Consider the following 20,386-nt stretch of genomic DNA (forward strand, 5'->3'; position numbering starts at 1 on the left):
CTACAGAGAGATTCTATGCTATCATCACAGGCTCAGATACAACAGAATTAATCCGATGGATGAAGAAATATTGGAAAACCTCTATCGCAACGTTAAAGACTTTCATCCTCGGAATAATGAAGGATTACAAGGCTGTCAGGAACACTATCAAGCTCAACGTCACAAATGGAATTACAGAAGGATACGTCAATAAACTAAAAGCCGTGAAGCGGCTGATGTATGGAAGGGCAGGTATAGAGCTACTGAAGAACAAACTTGTATTGGAGCATGTACTTTTCAACTAAATTGCAGAAGAACCACCAAAATCAGGAAAAGACATATCGTTTATTGAACGTAAATAATTGACGCTGTGACGCAGTTACACCGTTGCTTTAGGTTTTTCGCATAGTTGCCTATTTCTTGAAGATTTATTTTATATTATTAATATATTATAATATATTAATAATATATATAGATTTCTACATGTTTGATACTTCGATGAGAGCAAATGAAACTGCGTAACCGCGTCACTGAGTCGACTGACAATTCTTAATATTTTACATTTTAACATTTGAAATAAATTAGAAAAGAACTTGAGAAAGGCTTGTTTTGCATCTCTATTTTTTGTACCTTTGCAACGTCAATGAGGATGAAATTATGCGCTCCCACGAGAGAAATTTTACTGGCCCACGGGAGAGAATAATAAATCGCGTGAAGGGGTGCGGATGGCAATCGGATTTGATAAGGAAGATGGAGGATGGACGAAGAGCTGAAAGACGTCGCAGCAACTATGAAAAACTTCTAACATTTGACCAGAACCTTTAGTAACAAACCATTAAAAAAACAAGATTATGGCACTGAAAGTAAAAGCAAAGGAACAGTATCAGAACATTGGTAAGTATGCGGGCTCGTACCGCTACGTGATGATGCCGGAGCTCTATTGCTGGGATGCAGCCGGCGAGGTAATCAAGGCATGGGCGACTGAGGGTCACAGCGTGGCTCTGCCAGGACTGGGCACCATGCGTTTCGGAGTTCGCTCTATTATGTTGCGATAACTCACAGCTTCTGCAGCTCGGTGTAGATGCGCTGAACGGGGAGGCCCATCACGTTGTAGTAGCTACCATTAAGGCCTGTAACGCCGATATAGCCTATCCACTCCTGGATGCCATAGGCACCGGCCTTATCGAATGGGCGATAATGACGGACGTAGTGCAGAATCTCATCATCGGTGAGCTGCTTGAAGGTGACATCGGTGGTGACAGAGAACGAGCGCTGCTTCTGACTAGTGAGCAGACAGACGCCTGTGGTTACCTGATGGGTGCGACCACTTAGCTCGCGGAGCATACGCACGGCATCGGCCTCATCCTTAGGTTTGCCAAGAATATCGTGGCCAACGATAACAACGGTGTCGGCGGTGATGATAAGCTCGTCGGGCGCCATCGTGGCGCGATAGGCATCGGCCTTCTTCTCGGCTATATACTGAGCCACATCGCTGGCAGGCAGCGAAACGGGATAGCTCTCGTCGATACCATCGATGACACGCACCTGGAAATCGAGCCCCAACCCTGCCAAGAGCTCCTTGCGGCGCGGCGAATTACTAGCGAGAATATATTTTACCATCCGAATGCTTTTTCGTTCATAACCCACTTACCTTGGGCGCGCAGCACCTGCTCGATGACATCGCGACCACAGCCATAACCGCCATCGCGGTGAGAGATATAGGTGCTGACAGCCTTAATCTCAGGACAAGCATCCTTAGGGCACACAGGGCACCCCACCCTTTGCATAATCTCCATATCGGGAATATCGTCGCCCATATACATAATCTCATCGTCAGCGAGGCCGTACTTAGAGAGGAACTCATCGTAAGTGGCTATCTTGACAGCACAGCCGAGATAGATATCCTGAACACCAAGACCCTCGTAACGCACGCGGATGCTATCGACACGGGCACCAGAGAGAATGGCAATACGGAGGCCGAGCTTAACGGCCAACTGAATGGCATAGCCATCCTTGATGTTGACAGTGCGCAGGGGCACGCCATCGGCGCTGAGATTGATGGTCTCGGCACTCAACACACCATCGATATCGAAGATGATAGCCTTTATCTTTGTTAAGTCGTAATTGATCATATTGAACATTGAACATTGAACATTGAACATTAGAACTTGTTCAGGTGGACGTTTTCCCATTTCAGTTTTTCCTCGTCTTGAGGTTTGCGCTCGTCTTGCCAATGGCCGATGGCTAGGATGCAGAGACAGCAGAAGTTATCGGGGATGCCCAGTACACCACGGATGACATCGTCGGCTGGGGTGCCATCGGAGAGACCACGACCACGCATCTGAATCCAGCACGAACCCAAGCCAAGCTCCTCGGCCTGATACTGCATGGAAATGGCGGCGATGGAGCCATCTTCGACCCAACAGTCGTTCTGCATGGGATCGCCCAGAACGGCGATAGCCACAGGGGCATCCTTAAGGAACTGACTGCCCATGGCCTTGGCATCGCTGAGCTTGAGGAGATCCATCTTATCATCGACCACCACAAACTGCCAGGCACGCTGACTCTTAGACGTGGGCGACATCAAAGCGGCACGAAGAATGAGCTTGAGGTGCTCGGGATCGACCTCCTGAGCAGAGAACTTACGATGGCTGCGGCGCATCTGCGCCAGATCTTTGAAATTTGTCATATCTGAATAAAATTTTCTGCAAAGATACATTAAAAAAATAGAATTAAGAATTTAGAATGGATTTTTTTATGTATTTTTGCAATCGTGAAAAGACTAACAACCACCATCTATACCGAGTGCAAAGGCATGCCAGAGCTGCACAAAGGTAGCTACTTCCACAGCCGCGAGCTGATGGAAGTGCTGGAGCAAGTGCCCCGACAACGGCCGTATATGGTGGTGGTGACCGACGAAGAGGGGCGCGAGCTGAGCCATATGCTGGGCATAGTGAGATATCGCACGCTGATACTGCCACCCTACCTGCTGATACACTGCAGAATACTAGGCGAAGGCGTGTATGCCGACCCTACTACCAAGGATCAGCTGCTGGGCGAGATGCTGAACACCCTGACACACAAGCTAGACAACCGCGTGCTATATATAGAGGTGAGCAACATGAGCCAGAAGATGATGGGATACAAGCAGCTGCGACAGGCTGGCTACTACCCCGTGAACTGGATGAGCATACACAACTCGCTGCATCGCCACGCACCCGAGGAGCGGATAACAGAGAAACTGCAGCGACGCATAGACCAAGCCCACGAACGAGGCGTGCGCACAGAGCTGGTAAAGACGGAAGATGACTTTAAGGCTTTTTCGCGACTGCTGAGAAAGCACCACATCATGAAACCCAAACGCTATATTCCAGACGACATATTCTTTAAAAAAGCGATGGACCAAGACGGCGCAGAGCTGTTTGTGACGAAGTATCACGGCTGGGTGATAGCCTGTGCGGCTGTGGCATACAGCGAGGGCGATGCCTACCTATGGTACTCGGCATTCAGACGAAAAACCTTCCACAAGCTGCACCCCGACACTATGGTGGTGTGGGACGTGATGAAGCACGCCTACGAGAAAGGATGCCAGCACATGCGATTTATGGACGTAGGACTGCCATACGGCAAGAACCCCTACCGCGAATTCATACTACGATTTGGCGGTAAGGAACAAAGCACCTACCGATGGTTCAGATTCTCCATCAGATGGGTAAACAAGCTGCTGGCCTGGATATATAGAGAGTAAACACCCTACTCTTTCATCGGGTCGGCCTCTTTGGTCAGGTCGCCATCGCCCGCGCCACTCATGATGTCCATGACCTCGTCATCAGTAGCGCCCATATCGATATTCTTATCCTTAGGAATATTAGGCATCTCGAGGGCTGCATCGTTATCGACCATACCCGCGTTGTTGATAGAGTCGATGGCGGCAGAATCGGTTACCAATGGGCGATACTCGATATTCTCCTCGACAATGGGTGTGGGCTGCTGACTGCGACCACGGCAAGCAGCGAGCAACAGAACTACTAAAGAAACTGCGATAAAATGATACTTACTCATATGATTGTTATTATATTCGTTCTACTTGCTTAACGCCCTTAACGGTGCGCAGCTTCTTGATGAGCGCCTCGAGGCGCGATGTGTCTTCGAGCATCACAACCAGATTGCCACTAAACAGTCCGTCGTGGCTATCGATATTGATACTACGCAAAACGAGCTTCTCGTCCTTAGAGATGATGCTGGTAAGGTTGTTGACAATACCAATATCGTCGTTACCAATCACTCGCAGAGAAATGCTATACTGCGACGAGCCCTTGCCACTCCACTTGGCCTTGACGATGCGATAGCCAAAACGGCGACGCAACTCAGGGGCATTGGGGCAATCGCAGCGGTGAATCTTAATGCCGCCATTGACGGTGACAAAACCGAAAACCTCGTCGCCATAGATGGGCGAACAACACTTGGCCAGCTGATAATCGAGGCCTTTAAGATTGCGATCGATGACAAGCACATCGTCGTTGACGACCTGATTCAAGCCAGCTATCTTCGACTCGTCGAGCTCGAATTCGGAGGCAGAACGTGCTTGATTATCTCCTGTAACCACGCGCTCGTTCTCTTTGAGTTCCAAGAACTTATCAATCACATCGTTGGTATCAAGAACACCATCGGCAATAGCCTTATAGAAGTCGCTCACCTCCTTATAACCCATCTTGCGGATGACATTGAACATGACGCCCTCGTCTTGTTCGAGTTTGCGATTGCGGAACTTGCGCTCAAGCATCTCCTTGGCAAAGAGACCATCCTTAACCTGAGTCTCCTTAAGCGCCAGGCGGATTTTGGATTTGGCACGCGAGGTCTTGACGATGTTGAGCCACTCCTGGCGTGGTTTCTGATTGGCTGAGGTAAGAATCTCTACCTGATCGCCACTCTTGAGCTGATAGCGGATGGGCACCACCTTGCCATTGATGCGGCCGCCCGTACACTGATTGCCCAGTTTAGAGTGGATGTGATAAGCAAAGTCGAGCACTGTGGCACCAACAGGGAACTTCCACAGGTCGCCTGCAGGCGTGAACACAAACACCTCGTCTTCGTACAGTTCCATCTTAAACTGGTCCATCGCATCGAGCCCGTCAGAATGCTCGAGCATAGAGCGGATGCCCGTGAGCCACTCGTCGAGCCCCGTTTCGCCCTTAACGCCCTTATAGCGCCAGTGGGCAGCCACGCCTCGCTCGGCTACCTCGTCCATGCGTTCGGTGCGTATCTGAACCTCAACCCACTTCTGCTCAGGACCCAGCACGGTGATGTGCAACGACTCATAGCCATTCGACTTGGGCACCGAGAGCCAGTCGCGCAAACGCTTGGGGTTGGGCTGATACATATCGGTGATGATAGAATAGGCCTGCCAGCACTGCATCTTTTCCTGCTCTTGAGGGCAGTCGATGATGATGCGGATGGCAAACAGATCGTAGACACCCTCGAAGGGGCACTTCTGCTTCTGCATCTTCTGCCAGATGGAATGGATAGACTTGGTGCGACCCTTAATGTGACACTTGATGCCAGCAGCTTTAACCTTCTGTTCTACAGGCTTTATGAAGCGCTCGATGTAGGCATCGCGAGCAGCCTTAGTGGCACTCAATTTCTCACGGATATGGTAGTAGGCATCGTGTTCCATATACTTGAGCGAGAGGTCTTCTAACTCGCTCTTGAGCTTATACAAGCCCAGCTTATGAGCCAGGGGCGCATAGAGATAAGCAGCCTCTTGCGATACCTCGAGCTTGGCCTCTACATTCTCAGTGTCGCGTATCTGGCGCATCAGATTGACACGATTGGCTATCATGATGAGAATGACACGCATATCCTCGGCAAACGACAACAACAGATTACGGAAGTTCTCGCTCTCTACGGCTGGATTCTTATCGTAAAGCTGCTGGATGCGATTGAGGCCATGAAGAATGCGGGTGACAGACTCGCCGTGAGACTTCTGAACCTCCTCGAGGGTGATGTTACCTGCCTCGATATCAGGTATCAGCTCAACAGCCTCGATAGCATCGCCTTTCAAGCCAATTTCCTCTGTCAGGATCTCGGCTGTCTGGCGCGCCATGCGCTTCTTCTCTTCGTATGTAAATGCAAATTTTTCGGCCATAAACAACAAATTTCGGCACAAAGATACATTTTTCTGCGAATTAATGAACGTTTTTCAAAAAAAAAGGTTACTTTTGCCGTAGATTTTTTGACTAAAAGTACCTTATTAAATTATGTTAGCAGAGAAAGACTTAAAGCAAATTGCTCAGAAAGGTATTACCAAGGAGCAAATCGAGAATCAGTTAAACGAGTTTAAAACAGGTTTTCCATTCCTGAAGCTGGAGGCTGCTGCAGGCATAGGCAAAGGCATTATTGCCCCTAATGCCGATGAGCGCCAGAAGCTAGTGGATGCATGGAACGAGTATAAGGCTGCAGGCAAGCGAGTGGTGAAGTTTGTGCCTGCAAGTGGTGCTGCAAGCCGTATGTTCAAGAACATGTTTGCATTTGTTGATGCCGACTATGATGTGCCCACTACCGACTTCGAGAAGAAATACTTCGACCAGATAGAAAACTTTGCCTTCTACGAGGCTCTGGACGCAGTATGCCAGAAGAACGAGGGCAAGGGCATTAAGGCACTGATGGCCGAGGGTAAGTACAAGGCTGTGGCTGCCAACATGCTGAAGGCCGAGGGACTGAACTACGGACAGCTGCCCAAGGGATTGCTGCTGTTCCACAAGTATGCCGAGGGAGCCCGCACACCTATGGAGGAGCATCTGGTAGAGGGCGCACTCTATGCAGCAAGTAATGGCGAGGCCCACGTGCACTTCACCGTGAGCCACGAGCACATGGAGCTGTTCAAGGCCAAGGTAGCCGAGAAAGCCGACTACTTTGCACAGAAGTATGGCATCAAATACGACATCAGCTTCAGCGAGCAGAAGCCATCGACAGATACTGTTGCTGCCAACCCCGACAACACCCCATTCCGCAATGAAGACGGCTCGCTGCTGTTCCGCCCAGGCGGACACGGCGCCCTGATTGAGAATCTGAACGAGATCGAGGCAGACGTCATCTTCATCAAGAACATCGACAACGTGGTGCCCGACCGCTTGAAGCCAGAGACTGTAGAGTGGAAGCAGGTTATCGCTGGCGTATTGGTAACACTGCAGAAGCAGGCCTTTGAGTATCTGAAGATGCTAGATGCAGGCGCCACCCCAACCCAGCTGGAAGAGATTGCTGCCTTTGTAGCTAAGAACCTGTGCACAGATGCTAAAAATAATAAGGTAGATGCAGAGTATCTGCGCAGGAAGCTGAACCGCCCTATGCGTGTTTGCGGTGTAGTAAAGAACGTAGGAGAGCCTGGTGGCGGTCCGTTCCTTACCTATAATCAGGATGGTACAGTAAGCCTGCAGATTCTGGAGAGCAGTCAGATTGACACCAACAACGAGGCCTATATGAAGATGTTTACTCAGGGTACGCACTTCAACCCAGTAGATCTGGTGTGTGCCGTAAAGGACTATCAGGGCAAGCCATTCAATCTGCCTGACTTTGTAGACAAGACCACAGGATTTATCTCATCGAAGTCGAAAGCTGGTAAGGAGTTGAAGGCGCTGGAGTTGCCAGGACTGTGGAATGGAGCCATGAGCAACTGGAGCACCGTATTCGTAGAGGTACCGCTGGGCACATTCAATCCTGTTAAGACGGTTAACGATCTGCTACGCGAGCAGCATCAGTAAGCATACAATAATCCCCGCCTCGAAATGAAGCGGGGACTTTTTTTATTATTTTATCCAAGAATCTTGTCGATAGCCTTAACGCCTCGTTCAGTACACATGCCTCGAATAGATACGAACACGATGTTCTTGAATATCTCTTCGATAGAATATGTGCGATACAGCTCCTGCTCCATGATGTACTGCCCCATCACATCGAACAGCTTGACGGCCAGCTCGTAATTCACATCGGCACGGAAATAACCCTCGCCAACACCTCGCTTATAGAAGTCGATACTATGCTGACGCATCTCCAAATTCTGCTGATTCAGAAAATCCTGAAGCTGAGGATAGCGTATCATCTCAGAGAAAAACAAAGGATTGGTCATTTTGAAATCGGCCACCTTCTGGTGATACACCTCAAGCAGAATCTCCATCACATCATTACAACGACACAACACTTGATTCATCACAGCCTGACGCTGCTTGAAATGACACACTACCACCTCGTAAAGCAAATCTTCCTTATTACTATACAACTCGTAGATGGTTCGCTTTGAAATACCCATCTTGCGAGCCACATCGTCCATCCTGACCAGACGAATGCCATGCTTGAGGAAAAGCTTCATCGCCACATCAACGATTTTGTCGCGAAGCCCTAATTTGTACTGGGAAATTTCACTATTTTCTTGCATATTAATCCATTTTGCTGCAAAGATACAAAAAAAATCCAAAAACGCAAATGATTTTCAAAAGTTTTATGTATTTTTGTGCCCGTATTTCAGAATAATCACATAATTAATAATACACAATGGTAAAGATCTCGAAAGAAGCCGCACTCCAATATCATGAGAGCGGACGCCCAGGTAAAATTGAAGTAAAGCCAACAAAGGCTTATCGTACACAAACAGACTTAAGTCTGGCTTACTCACCAGGAGTAGCCTATCCTTGTCTTGAAATTCAGGAGAACCCCGACGATGCGTACAAGTACACAGATAAGGGAAATCTGGTAGCTGTTATCTCAAACGGTACTGCAGTACTTGGTTTGGGCGATATTGGCGCGCTGAGCGGCAAGCCCGTGATGGAAGGTAAGGGACTGCTGTTTAAGATATACGGTGGTATCGACGTATTCGACATCGAAGTAGCTGAGAAAGACCCAGAGAAGTTCTGCGAGGCTGTTGAGCGCATCGCTCCTACCTTCGGAGGTATCAATCTGGAGGATATCAAGGCACCTGAGTGCTTCTATATCGAGGACCGCCTGAAGAAGACACTCGACATACCCGTAATGCACGACGACCAGCACGGTACCGCTATTATCAGCGCAGCTGGACTGAAGAACGCTATGGAGGTAATCGGAAAGGACATCAAGAAGGTTAAGATAGTAGTGAACGGTGCTGGTGCTGCCGCCATCAGCTGTACCAAGCTGTATATGGCTATCGGTGCACAGAAGGAGAACATCGTGATGCTCGACTCTAAGGGCGTTATCTCAGTAGAGCGTACAGACCTGAACGAGCAGAAGAAATTCTTTGCCACCACACGTACCGGCATTCACACTCTGGCCGAGGCCGTGAAGGATGCTGATGTATTCGTAGGACTCTCGAAGGGTAACGTGCTGTCGCAGGATATGGTGAAGTCGATGGCTAAGGATCCCGTGATCTTTGCGCTGGCTAACCCCGTGCCTGAGATTTCGTACGAGGATGCAATGGCAGCACGCCCTGATGTACTGATGTCAACAGGTCGTACCGACTATCCAAACCAGATTAACAACGTTATCGGATTCCCCTACATCTTCCGCGGTGCTCTGGATGTACACGCCAAGGCCATCAACGAGGAGATGAAGCTGGCAGCCGTACACGCCATCGCTGACCTGGCTAAGCAGCCTGTGCCCGATGTTGTGAACGATGTATATAAGGTGAACAACTTGACCTTCGGACGCAACTACTTTATTCCAAAGCCCGTTGACCCACGACTCATCACCGAGGTTTCTTCAGCTGTTGCCAAGGCTGCTATCGAGAGTGGTGTAGCCCGTAAGAACATCGAGGATTGGGATGAATACAAGCGTTCGCTCTCTGTACTGCTGGGTCAGGAAACCAAGCTCACCCAGAAGCTCTACGCTACAGCAGCAGCTCACCCACAGCGTGTGGTATTTGCCGAGGCTGTTCACCCCACCATGCTGAAGGCTGCTGTACAGGCCAAAGCCGAGGGCATCTGTCAGCCTATCCTGCTGGGTAACGACGAGGTGATTACCAAACTCGCTGCATCACTCGACCTGAATCTGGATGGCATCGAGATTGTAAACTTGCGCCATCCTAGCGAGCAGGAGCGTCGTGAGCGCTATGCCCGCATACTGACTGAGAAGCGCCAGCGCGAGGGTTACACTTTCCAGGAGGCTAACGATAAGATGTTTGAGCGCAACTACTTTGGTATGATGATGGTTGAGACGGGCGAGGCCGATGCATTTATCACAGGTCTCTACACCAAGTACTCTAACACCATCAAGGTAGTAAATGAGGTAATCGGTATCCGTCCTGAGTATAAGCACTTCGGAACCATGCATATCATCAACTCGCCAAAGGGTACTTACTATATCGCCGACACCATGGTGAACGAGAATCCAGACCGCGAGACACTGCTCGACCTCTCGAAGCTGGTGGCAACAGCAGTACGCTTCTTCAACGAGAAGCCTGTCATCGCCATGATATCACACTCTAACTTCGGCTCGAACACCAGCGATGGCGCGCTGAAGGTAAAGGATACCGTAGCCAAGATGCAGGAGTTGTATCCCGATCTGCCTATCGACGGTGAGATGCTGCTGAGCTTCGCACTCGACGATGAGCTGCGCGACGAGCAGTATCCATTCACACGCCTGAAGGGTAAGAAGGTAAACACACTGGTATTCCCCAACCTGACATCAGCACGCTCATCTTACAAGATGCTGCAGATGCTGGGAACCGATGCTGAGATTATTGGCCCGATCCAGATGGGATTGAACAAACCTATCCACTTTATCGACTTTGGTGCCAGTGTACGAGATGTCGTAAATATCGTGGCTGTAGCGACAATTGATGCGTATGTGGACAAAATTAAGAACAAATTGTCAGCAATAGGCAAATAATAGTTACACATTATTATATATATAAGGCCTCTTTTTTGTGCTCGGACACAGAAAAGGGGCTTTTTTATGCCATTTTGACTTGACATAAATCAATAAAGTTACAAATTGATAGCTTTTTAAAGAAAAAAGTGATAAAAAGTTTGGTATTACGGCAATAATGCTATAATTTTGCAAGCAGAAATTTAGAATTAATCACAAACAACAACGAAAAAAGAATTAAATTATGAATGCAGCAAAAGTTGTAGAAGAATTGAAGCAGCGCTTCCCCAATGAGCCGGAGTACATCCAGGCAGTTTCTCAGGTACTTCCCACTATCGAGGAGGAGTATAACAAGCACCCCGAGTTTGAAAAGGCAAACCTTATCGAGCGCCTTTGCATCCCCGATCGTGTTTGCGAGTTCCGTATCACATGGGTAGACGATCAGGGTAAGGTACAGACCAACATGGGTTACCGTATCCAGCACAATAACGCCATTGGCCCTTACAAAGGCGGTCTGCGTTATCACAAGAGTGTAAACCTGGGTATCCTGAAGTTCCTGGCTTTCGAGCAGACTTTCAAGAACTCTCTGACAACTCTGCCTATGGGTGGTGCTAAGGGAGGTTCAGACTTCTCACCACGTGGAAAGAGCGATGCTGAGGTAATGCGTTTCTGCCAGGCATTCATGAACGAGCTTTATCGCGTAATCGGTCCTGATGAGGACGTACCAGCTGGAGATATCGGTGTAGGTGGTCGTGAGGTTGGCTATCTGTTCGGACAGTACAAGAAGCTCACACACCAGTTCCAGGGCGTACTCACTGGTAAGGGTCTCTCATTCGGTGGTTCACTCATCCGTCCTGAGGCTACTGGTTACGGTACAGTATACTTCCTCACCTCTATGCTGGCTACACGCGGCATCGAGCTGAAGGGCAAGAAGGTGCTGATTTCAGGTTCAGGTAACGTAGCACAGTATGCTGCTGAGAAGTGCTTGCAGCTGGGTGCTATTCCTATGACTCTCTCTGACTCAGACGGTTACATCTACGATCCAGACGGAATCGACTTCGACAAGCTGGCTTATGTTAAGGAGCTGAAGAATGTTGAGCGCGGACGTATTAAGGAGTATGCTGAGGAGTATCCTAACGCTGTTTACCATGCAGGTGAGCGTCCTTGGCACGAGAAGGCAGATATCGCTCTGCCTTGCGCTACTCAGAACGAGATCAATGGTGAGCAGGCTCAGGCTCTCGTAGACAATGGTGTTATCGCTGTTGCTGAGGGTGCTAACATGCCTTCACTCCCAGAGGCTATCAAGATCTTCCAGGATAACAAGCTGCTCTATGCTCCTGGTAAGGCTTCTAACGCTGGTGGTGTATCAGTATCAGGTCTGGAGATGAGTCAGAACTCTGAGCGTCTGAGCTGGACTGCTGAGGAGGTTGACAACTACCTGAAGCGTATCATGAACGATATCCACGAGAACTGTGTTAAGTACGGTACTCAGGCTGATGGCTACATCAACTATGTGAAGGGTGCAAACGTTGCCGGCTTCATGAAGGTTGCTAACGCCATGATGGCTCAGGGCATCGTGTAATACACTACTCGAATCCAGTTATGAATTGAATATGCAATAAATATACTAAGCCATTACTTGTATAATACTTAAATCAGATAGTTAGTAAAAAGTAAAGTATAAAAGGTTAAAACTGGAATGGGAGGGGCTAGCTCGTGATGAGTTGGCTCTTTCTTTTTGTTAAATATCTATAAAAATCTTAATTATCAATTATCAATTGTCAATTATCAATTAAAATCTTCGTACCTTTGCAGCCGTTTTATCCCCCGTAGGGGGAATAGGAGCCGGAACAGGCGCTTGCTCCTATGGATTATTAACCCTTTAAAAATGGTCTGGTAAACGTCTGTCCAGATCCCGCTCCGACAAAAAACGAGGAGCACAATATTATTTATTATGTCAGAATTAACAAAGAACGTTAAGCCACTCGACGATTTCAATTGGGACGAGTTCGAGAATGGAACAGTTGCTAATGTTAGCAAGGAAGAGCTCGACAAGGCTTACGACGAAACCCTGAACAAGGTTGCCGACCATCAGGTAGTAGAGGGCACAGTTATCTCTATTGACAAGAAGGAAGTTGTTGTCAACATCGGCTACAAGAGCGACGGTATCATCCCCGCTTCTGAATTCCGCTACAACCCAGATCTTAAGATCGGCGACAAGGTTGAGGTTTATGTTGAGAGCGCTGAGGACAAGAAGGGTCAGCTGATCCTCTCTCACAAGAAGGCACGTCTGAGCCAGTCTTGGGAGAAGGTTAACGAGGCACTCGAGGCAGATGCTATCATCCAGGGTTACATCAAGTGCCGCACTAAGGGTGGTATGATTGTTGACGTATTCGGTATCGAGGCATTCCTCCCCGGATCTCAGATCGACGTTCATCCTATACGCGACTACGACCAGTTCGTAGGTAAGACTATGGAGTTCAAGGTTGTTAAGATCAACCAGGAGTTCCGCAACGTTGTTGTATCTCACAAGGCTCTCATCGAGCAGGAGCTCGAGGCTCAGAAGAAGGAGATCATCGGTAAGCTCGAAAAGGGTCAGATCCTCGAGGGTACCGTTAAGAACATCACTTCTTACGGTGTATTCGTTGACCTGGGTGGTGTTGACGGACTCATCCACATCACAGACCTTTCTTGGGGCCGCGTAGACGATCCTCACAAGGTAGTTGAGCTCGACCAGAAGATCAACGTTGTAATCCTCGACTTCGACGACGAGAAGCGTCGTATCGCTCTCGGTCTGAAGCAGCTCACTCCACATCCTTGGGATGCTCTGGATGCTGACCTCAAGGTGGGCGACCACGTTAAGGGTAAGGTAGTTGTTATTGCCGACTACGGTGCATTCGTTGAGATCCAGCCTGGTGTTGAGGGTCTGATTCACGTTTCTGAGATGTCTTGGAGCCAGCACCTGCGTTCAGCTCAGGAGTTCCTGAAGGTTGGCGACGATGTAGAGGCTGTTATCCTGACTCTCGACCGCGACGAGCGCAAGATGTCTCTGGGTATCAAGCAGCTCCGCGAGGATCCATGGGAGGCTATCGAGACTAAGTATCCTGTAGGCAGCAAGCACACTGCTAAGGTTCGCAACTTCACCAACTTCGGTGTATTTGTAGAGCTCGAGGAGGGTGTTGACGGTCTGATCCACATCAGCGACCTCAGCTGGACTAAGAAGGTTAAGCATCCTTCAGAGTTCACACAGGTAGGTGAGCAGATTGAGGTTGTAGTACTCGACATCGATAAGGAGAACCGTCGTCTGTCACTCGGTCACAAGCAGCTCGAGGAGAATCCTTGGGATGTATTCGAGGGCAAGTACGCTGTAGGTTCAATCCACGAGGGTAAGATCAGCGAGATGCTCGAGAAGGGCGCCGTTATCTCACTCGAGGAGAATGTAGAGGGCTTCGCTACTCCTAAGCACCTTGTTAAGGAGGACGGCTCACAGGCTCAGGCTGGTGAGACTCTGAACTTCAAGGTTATCGAGTTCAACAAGGACAGCAAGCGCATCATCCTGTCACACAGCCGCACCTTCGAGGATCCTGCTCGTGAGGAGAAGAAGGCTGCCGCTAAGAAGAACGCTCGCAAGAGCGACTCTCCAAAGATCGAGAACGTTGCTGCTAGCACAACTCTCGGCGACATCGATGCTCTGGCTCAGCTCAAGGCTCAGATGGAGAAGGGTGAGAAGTAATTCATCCCCTACCCTATAAACTCAAGTCCCTCCGATTTACATCGGGGGGATTTTTTGTTTGGCACGCTATTTGCATATCACCCGGCAGAACATTAATAATAATAAGTATATAAGAATTATGCAAAAAGGTAACATCGGGGTTACGACCGAGAATATTTTCCCCGTCATCAAAAAGTTTCTCTATTCAGATCATGAGATTTTCCTCCGCGAGATGGTTTCTAATGCCGTCGACGCTACACAGAAGTTAAAAACACTGGCTGCCCAGGGCGAATACAAGCAGGAGCTTGGTGACTTGACGGTACGCGTGAACTTCGATGCCGACAAGGGTACTATCACCATCAGCGACCACGGTATCGGCATGACCGAGGAGGAAATCGACAAGTATATCAATCAGATTGCATTCTCAGGCGTTACCGACTTCCTCGAGAAGTATAAAGACAACGCCAACAACATCATAGGACACTTCGGACTTGGTTTCTACTCAAGCTTCATGGTTTCAAAGAAGGTTGAAATCATCACCAAGAGCTGGAAAGAAGGCTCGAAGGCTGTGAAGTGGAGCTGCGATGGCTCGCCTGCCTACGAGATTGACGATGCTGAACGCGAGATGCACGGATCGGACATTATCCTCTATATTGACGACGACTGCAAGGAGTTCCTCGATAAGTTCAAGCTCGAGGGATTGCTCAACAAGTACTGCAAGTTTATGGCTGTACCTGTGGCCTTTGGTAAGAAGACCGAGTGGAAGGACGGCAAGCAGGTGGATACCGACGAGGACAACATTATTAATAATGTAGAGCCTCTGTGGACTAAGACTCCAAGCACTCTGAAGGATGAGGACTACAAGAGCTTCTACCGCACACTCTACCCCATGAGCGATGAGCCATTGTTCTGGATTCACCTCAACGTAGACTACCCCTTCAACCTCACTGGTATCCTGTACTTCCCAAAAATCAAGTCGAGCATCGAGCTGCAGAAGAACAAGATTCAGCTGTACTGCAACCAGGTATTCGTAACCGATCAGGTAGAGGGCATTGTTCCAGAGTTCCTCACCCTGCTACATGGTGTGATTGACTCACCCGATATTCCTCTGAACGTAAGCCGCAGCTATCTGCAGAGCGACCGCGAGGTGAAGAAGATCTCTACCTATATCACCAAGAAGGTGGCCGACCGCCTGAAGGCTATCTTCAGCGAGACCCGTAAGGACTACGAGGAGAAGTGGGACGACCTGAAGCTCTTTATCAACTACGGCATCCTCTCAGAGGAGGGTTTCTACGATCGCGCTAAGGAGTTTGCACTCTTCAAGGATACTGAGGGCAAGTACTTTACCTTCGATGAGTACAAGACGCTGATTGAGGCTAACCAAAAGGATAAAGACGACCAGCTGGTTTACCTCTACGCTACCGATAAGGATGAGCAGTACTCATATATCAAGGCAGCTCAGGATAAGGGCTACTCAGTGCTGCTGCTTGATGGTCAGCTCGACGTACCTACCATCCAGACCTTGGAGCAGAAGTTCGAGAAGAGCCGCTTCACCCGTGTAGACAGCGACATCATCGATCGCCTGATTGTGAAGAGCGACGCGCCTAAGAGCGACCTCAGCGAGGAGCAGAGTGACAATTTGTCAGCCGTATTCCGCACCCAGCTGCCAAAGATTGACCACACCGAGTTTATGGTTCAGGTAGATGCACTTGGTGCCGAGGCACGCCCTGTAGTCATCACTCAGAACGAGTATATGCGCCGTATGAAGGAGATGAGCAAGTTCCAGCCAGGCATGAGCTTCTATGGACAGATGCCCGACTCATTCAACCTGGTGCTGAACTCAGACCACCCACTGGTTAAGAAGGTTCTCGACGAGAGTGCAGCCGCTACCGAGGAGGCTCTGAAGCCTATCGTAGCCGAGCTGAAGGGACAGGAGGCTCGCCTTGCAGCCATCCGCGCCGCTCAGGATAAGAAGAAGTACGACGAGCAGACTCAGGACGATAAGGATATGAAGGCCGAGGCTGAGAAGGCTGTACAGGAGCAGAAGGACAAGAAGACGGCTGTGATTGCTGATTACGCCAAGGGCAACTCAGTGGTTCACCAGCTTATCGACCTGGCACTGCTGCAGAACGGCATGCTTAAGGGCGAAGCACTCGATAAGTTCCTGAAGCGTTCAGTTGATCTGATTAAGTAATCTCGCGATATTTCGCAAATAAAAAAAGGCTCCCAATCGGGAGCTTTTTTTTATTTATTCTTCAACTTGTTGCGATAGGCCTTGCGCAGCTTGCGCACCGATTTGTCGCGTATCTGGCGCACACGTTCGCGCTTCAGCTCCATATCCTCGGCTATCTCAGCCATCGTTTCGTGCTCCTGATTGATGCCGAAGAAGGCATTCACCACACGGCGCTCACGATCGTCGAGCGTACCCAGCGCATATTCTATGGCTTCCTCGATGGCTTCAGAGTGCACGCGCTCGTCAGCCAGCGGGGCATCCTTGTTAACCAGCACCGAGAGCAGACTCATGTTGGTGCGATGGCCCAGCGGCGCATCTACCGATACGGGTATGCTCTGCTGGCGGGCCAAGTCGTGCTTCACGTCCTTGGGCACCTGATAGAGCCCTGCCTGCTGGTCGATAGCTTTTTCTATGGCCTGGCGTATGTGCACCACGGCATAGTTTACAAAGCGCACACCCTTCGTGGCATCGAACTTGGCAGCAGCCTTCATCAGGCCGATGTTGCCCTCGCTTACCAGGTCTTCCATCGCCACGCCCCTACCCTTGTATTGGCGGGCCACGGTAACCACAAACTTCAGGTTGGCCTCTATCAGTTTCTGCAGCGCGCGGTTGTCGCCCTTAGCTATACGTTGGGCCAGCTGGCGCTCCTCTTCGTTGCTCAGCAGCTCCTCCTTGCCTATCTCATCCAGATATCTGTTTAATGCTGTATCTTCCATTTAAAAATCGTTGTTATTGCTTTTTGAGGGTTATGCCAACCTGCATGCCGTTTACGCCCTTCATCAGCGATGTGATGGTGCTCACGGTGGCGTTGCCCGAGTTGGCACCGATGGTCTTGAACAGCGTCAAGAGCTTGCTGGCGTCGGTTACAAACTGTAGATTCTTGCCATCCAACTGGGTGGTTATCGATACGTTGGCCAGCTGAGCGATTGTGAGCTGCAGCTTCGAGTCGGTTACCTGCCATGTTCCGCTGGTAGTATGGCCCTTCAAGGTCTCGGTAAAGGTGCCGTCCTCGTTGAAGGTCATGCTGAAGGTGCCTGGCGCCACGCCGATGCCGTTAAGATAGCTCTGCAGTTTCGACTCTACCTTCTTGGTGGCCAACTTGGCTGCGGCATTGGTGATGAAATTGTCCGACTGCAGCACGATGGCAGGCTCGGTGTAGTTCCAAGTGCCTACGATACTGCTGGCACTGGCCTGCTTTTTACTAGAGAAAACGCTGGTTAGCGACGAAATGATATCGTCGCCCGATGAACTGTTTGAGTTCTTCGAGCCACCTAAAACTCCTTTCAGTACTCCGCCCAGATCACTCTGTGCACTAACGTTTACTGAACCCATGAGCCCCATTGCTAAGGCTACCAAACAAACCAATCTCTTCATAAGCCTCGAATTATTTTAGTTATTATTTAAATCACCTGTTACATATCGTTATTCAGATCTAATCAAATCAATTTGTTACAAGAAGATCATTATTAGTATGACCACCATTCACCTCATCGAGTTGCTCTTCGTTGAGTTGCTCTTCTGTCTTTTTAATTTTATCTTCAGCCATAGTTGTAAAATGTTTGATTTCTGCTGCAAAGATACGAATAAGTGAGAAGAAAAACAAATATTATCTATTTTTTTTCTACTTACTTGATGGTGATCCACACGGGATCGCCTCAGTCTTTAGCCTCTACGATTTTGTCCTTGAGGCGTTTCAGCCAGTAATCAAGTGTGGACGATTGTTGGGTCTTCGTTCACTGTGGCCGTGCCTCCACTAACCTCGCCGAGCTGCTCATCGTCGAGCTCTACAGTTTTGTTGTTCTTATTATCTGCCATAATTGTAAGTTTTTTAATACTACTATGCTCTCAAGGAGAGCTCTAAACGGTTGCGAAGATACTAAAAAAAACACAAAATACAGGCAATCCGGCATGCATACTTAACAATATTTTGTATCTTTGCCCCCCAAAAAGAAATAATAATGGAAACATTTGGTCAAGTTCTTGCTGCAATCATCGGTCCTGTCATAGGCATTTTAGTCGGCATATTCTATATCGGCATACGCAATGCGAAAACAAAAGCAAAAACGGTTAAGGAAATGGAAGCGATGCTTGATGATGTTAGCTACATACAAGAGATGAAGCATTTGCATGGAAATGATGAAAATATGGTATGGCAACAATATGACATTCTGTTGGCAGCGCAACACTACGACTGGTATACGATGGTAGATTGGGCATCATACATGGAGTCGGCCGACATTAACAATATCGAAAGCGTTGTGGTGGCAGATTCGGCAAATGTTACAGGCATAGAACTCGCTCATGTGTACAACCAGAATAAAGTTGGGCTGAAAAACTTTGAGAATTTAAAAGAAGAGCGAGGCAGACTAAGTATTTACGGTCATAGCCACACATTGAACAGTTCTGTACAAATCGTGTGGTTTAACCAAACAAGAGTACTGAGAATCATCACGCTGATTAATGATGAGGTGCTCATCACAAAATATGTAGAAACCCTCGTCAGAAGAACATTTGGCACCAAAGATGCTATGAGACTTGCAAAACCTATCACTAATGAATAACATTATTCTTTGAATATGGTACAACAAATAGAAATAACATTAAGAGAACTGGTAGTAACAATCATAGGCGAATGAAACTAAAGAACGATGACTGACTTCGATACCATTTGGCGCACGCAGGATGAAATCTGTTAGTAACACATAAAAAAAGTGCAGTAATTTAAAAAAAATACTGCACTTTCTTTTTGTTTTCAGGCTGTTTCTAAACCAGCCCGTAGCTCATACAAGATGTTGCTCCCAATGCCGTCAAAATAGCCGATGCTATCGAGGCAATAAGCTGAACGATGAATTTTGTTGTTTCTTTCTTGGTCATGATGTTTTTTTTGTTTTAATGATTTTACCTACGGATTTAAATTTCCTACGGATTTAAATTTCCCCTCCTTAGTTCCCGGAGGTGCGGGGGTGGGGGGGGAGCGCGGGTGCGAGGTATGTCTGTGGCAGGAGTATTCTTGCGCCTCCGCGCCCCCGTACCTCCGTACCCCCGATTACTTACCCCTCCGTACCCCCGATTACTTAATCCCCGGGGTTAGGCGTCAGGCCGCCGGTTGGTCCATCGTCCTCGCCAGTGTCCTCGATGTCTCCACCATCTCCGCTGGTTACGCGCTTCAGCACCTTGCCATCCTCATCCAGACAGGTAATCTGAATAGAGGTGTTCTTCAGCTCGTCCTTCACGTCTACGTTAGGGGTGAAGATGATGCGGCGGACACTAATCAGGCCGGTCTTCACGTCCTCCAGACTCTCAACCGCCTTACTGCGAACTCCGAATCGCATGGTTCCCAGACCTGGCAGAGGAACCGAGTGGCCCTCGGTGGCCCATGTGCGGATTACTTCGCCTGCGGCATCCCAAGCCGCTTTGATTACACCTGCAGAGATTCCGCTATGGGTTGCAGCCTCTGCGAATACTTTCTTCTCCTGAATGGGCGAATACAGATCGGGACGCATCACGAACTTCATTCCAGGATTCTTACCAAGTTTTACTTCTCGTCGCTGTGCAATTACTTTAATAGCCATAATGTTTAGTTTTTCGCTCGGCTTTGCCGCTTGGCTCCGCCAAGAATGTTTAATAATTTCATG

Annotated in this window: 18 protein-coding genes and 1 pseudogene; 9 read left to right on the forward strand and 10 right to left on the reverse strand. The window is 48.8% G+C overall.

The features are described 5' to 3' along the window. Positions 1-284 (forward strand): transposase (locus BUB86_RS16090; RefSeq protein ID WP_139261700.1); only part of this gene is annotated, 284 nt, incomplete at its 5' end. A gap of 546 nt (positions 285-830) precedes the next feature. Beyond that, positions 831-1,019, forward strand: a pseudogene (locus BUB86_RS16095) (DNA-binding protein); the annotation flags it as partial. A 16-nt stretch (positions 1,020-1,035) separates the two neighbouring features. Here BUB86_RS16095 and BUB86_RS16100 read toward each other — a convergent pair. From BUB86_RS16100 to BUB86_RS16110, 3 genes are read right to left on the reverse strand one after another with little or no spacing between them, the layout of a single operon-like run. Next, on the reverse strand, positions 1,036-1,599 hold the full coding sequence (locus BUB86_RS16100; RefSeq protein ID WP_073211528.1) for a Maf-like protein: 564 nt from the start codon (positions 1,597-1,599) through the stop codon (positions 1,036-1,038). Beyond that, complete coding sequence (locus tag BUB86_RS16105) at positions 1,593-2,111, reverse strand: KdsC family phosphatase (protein ID WP_073211570.1); 519 nt, start codon at positions 2,109-2,111, stop codon at positions 1,593-1,595. The genes BUB86_RS16100 and BUB86_RS16105 overlap by 7 nt, the downstream gene beginning before the upstream one ends. 29 nt (positions 2,112-2,140) lie before the next feature. Next, the gene (locus BUB86_RS16110) at positions 2,141-2,668 is read right to left on the reverse strand and encodes a nitroreductase family protein (RefSeq protein ID WP_073211530.1); all 528 of its coding nucleotides are present in this window, start codon (positions 2,666-2,668) and stop codon (positions 2,141-2,143) included. Positions 2,669-2,752: 84 nt separating this feature from the next. On the opposite strand from BUB86_RS16110, the gene BUB86_RS16115 reads away from it, so the two are divergent. After that, complete coding sequence (locus tag BUB86_RS16115; RefSeq protein WP_073211533.1) at positions 2,753-3,727, forward strand: GNAT family N-acetyltransferase; 975 nt, start codon at positions 2,753-2,755, stop codon at positions 3,725-3,727. A 5-nt stretch (positions 3,728-3,732) separates the two neighbouring features. Here the strand turns inward: BUB86_RS16115 and BUB86_RS16120 are convergent, their stop codons facing one another. Both BUB86_RS16120 and BUB86_RS16125 read right to left on the reverse strand, forming a co-directional pair. Beyond that, a complete protein-coding gene (locus tag BUB86_RS16120; RefSeq protein WP_073211536.1) occupies positions 3,733-4,041 on the reverse strand; it encodes a hypothetical protein in 309 nt (102 codons plus the stop codon). A gap of 10 nt (positions 4,042-4,051) precedes the next feature. After that, positions 4,052-6,124, reverse strand: coding sequence for a RelA/SpoT family protein (locus BUB86_RS16125; RefSeq protein WP_073211539.1), 2,073 nt, complete (start codon positions 6,122-6,124; stop codon positions 4,052-4,054). A 112-nt stretch (positions 6,125-6,236) separates the two neighbouring features. On the opposite strand from BUB86_RS16125, the gene BUB86_RS16130 reads away from it, so the two are divergent. Then, positions 6,237-7,736 (forward strand): DUF4301 family protein, encoded by a 1,500-nt coding sequence (locus BUB86_RS16130; protein ID WP_073211542.1) that lies wholly within the window; start codon positions 6,237-6,239, stop codon positions 7,734-7,736. A 50-nt stretch (positions 7,737-7,786) separates the two neighbouring features. Here the strand turns inward: BUB86_RS16130 and BUB86_RS16135 are convergent, their stop codons facing one another. After that, positions 7,787-8,407 (reverse strand): TetR/AcrR family transcriptional regulator, encoded by a 621-nt coding sequence (locus BUB86_RS16135; protein ID WP_073211544.1) that lies wholly within the window; start codon positions 8,405-8,407, stop codon positions 7,787-7,789. 116 nt (positions 8,408-8,523) lie between these two features. Here BUB86_RS16135 and BUB86_RS16140 point away from each other — a divergent pair, with 116 nt between their 5' ends. From BUB86_RS16140 to htpG, 4 genes are all read left to right on the forward strand, one after another. Next, positions 8,524-10,827 (forward strand): NADP-dependent malic enzyme, encoded by a 2,304-nt coding sequence (locus tag BUB86_RS16140; RefSeq protein WP_073211548.1) that lies wholly within the window; start codon positions 8,524-8,526, stop codon positions 10,825-10,827. Between the two features lie 223 nt (positions 10,828-11,050). Next, positions 11,051-12,388, forward strand: coding sequence for an NADP-specific glutamate dehydrogenase (locus BUB86_RS16145; RefSeq protein WP_073211551.1), 1,338 nt, complete (start codon positions 11,051-11,053; stop codon positions 12,386-12,388). 372 nt (positions 12,389-12,760) lie between these two features. Continuing rightward, positions 12,761-14,539: a 30S ribosomal protein S1 gene (gene rpsA / locus BUB86_RS16150; RefSeq protein WP_073211554.1), complete on the forward strand. Its 1,779-nt coding sequence runs from the start codon at positions 12,761-12,763 to the stop codon at positions 14,537-14,539. Positions 14,540-14,657: 118 nt separating this feature from the next. Continuing rightward, positions 14,658-16,712 (forward strand): molecular chaperone HtpG, encoded by a 2,055-nt coding sequence (gene htpG, locus BUB86_RS16155; protein ID WP_073211572.1) that lies wholly within the window; start codon positions 14,658-14,660, stop codon positions 16,710-16,712. Between the two features lie 50 nt (positions 16,713-16,762). Here the strand turns inward: htpG and BUB86_RS16160 are convergent, their stop codons facing one another. Beyond that, entirely contained in the window at positions 16,763-17,467 is a 705-nt protein-coding gene (locus BUB86_RS16160; RefSeq protein ID WP_073211557.1) for an RNA polymerase sigma factor RpoD/SigA, read from the reverse strand. 13 nt (positions 17,468-17,480) lie between these two features. Further along, on the reverse strand, positions 17,481-18,125 hold the full coding sequence (locus BUB86_RS16165) for a lipocalin-like domain-containing protein (protein WP_081373298.1): 645 nt from the start codon (positions 18,123-18,125) through the stop codon (positions 17,481-17,483). Positions 18,126-18,709: 584 nt separating this feature from the next. Here BUB86_RS16165 and BUB86_RS16170 point away from each other — a divergent pair. Next, complete coding sequence (locus tag BUB86_RS16170; RefSeq protein ID WP_081373299.1) at positions 18,710-19,312, forward strand: hypothetical protein; 603 nt, start codon at positions 18,710-18,712, stop codon at positions 19,310-19,312. Between the two features lie 202 nt (positions 19,313-19,514). Here the strand turns inward: BUB86_RS16170 and BUB86_RS17780 are convergent, their stop codons facing one another. Next, positions 19,515-19,625, reverse strand: coding sequence for a smalltalk protein (locus BUB86_RS17780; protein WP_175549532.1), 111 nt, complete (start codon positions 19,623-19,625; stop codon positions 19,515-19,517). A 200-nt stretch (positions 19,626-19,825) separates the two neighbouring features. Next, positions 19,826-20,323 (reverse strand): DNA-binding protein, encoded by a 498-nt coding sequence (locus BUB86_RS16175; RefSeq protein WP_073211564.1) that lies wholly within the window; start codon positions 20,321-20,323, stop codon positions 19,826-19,828. Positions 20,324-20,386 lie beyond the last annotated feature (63 nt).

Source organism: Xylanibacter ruminicola (genome assembly GCF_900142525.1).
GTDB classification, from domain to species: domain Bacteria; phylum Bacteroidota; class Bacteroidia; order Bacteroidales; family Bacteroidaceae; genus Prevotella; species Prevotella ruminicola_A.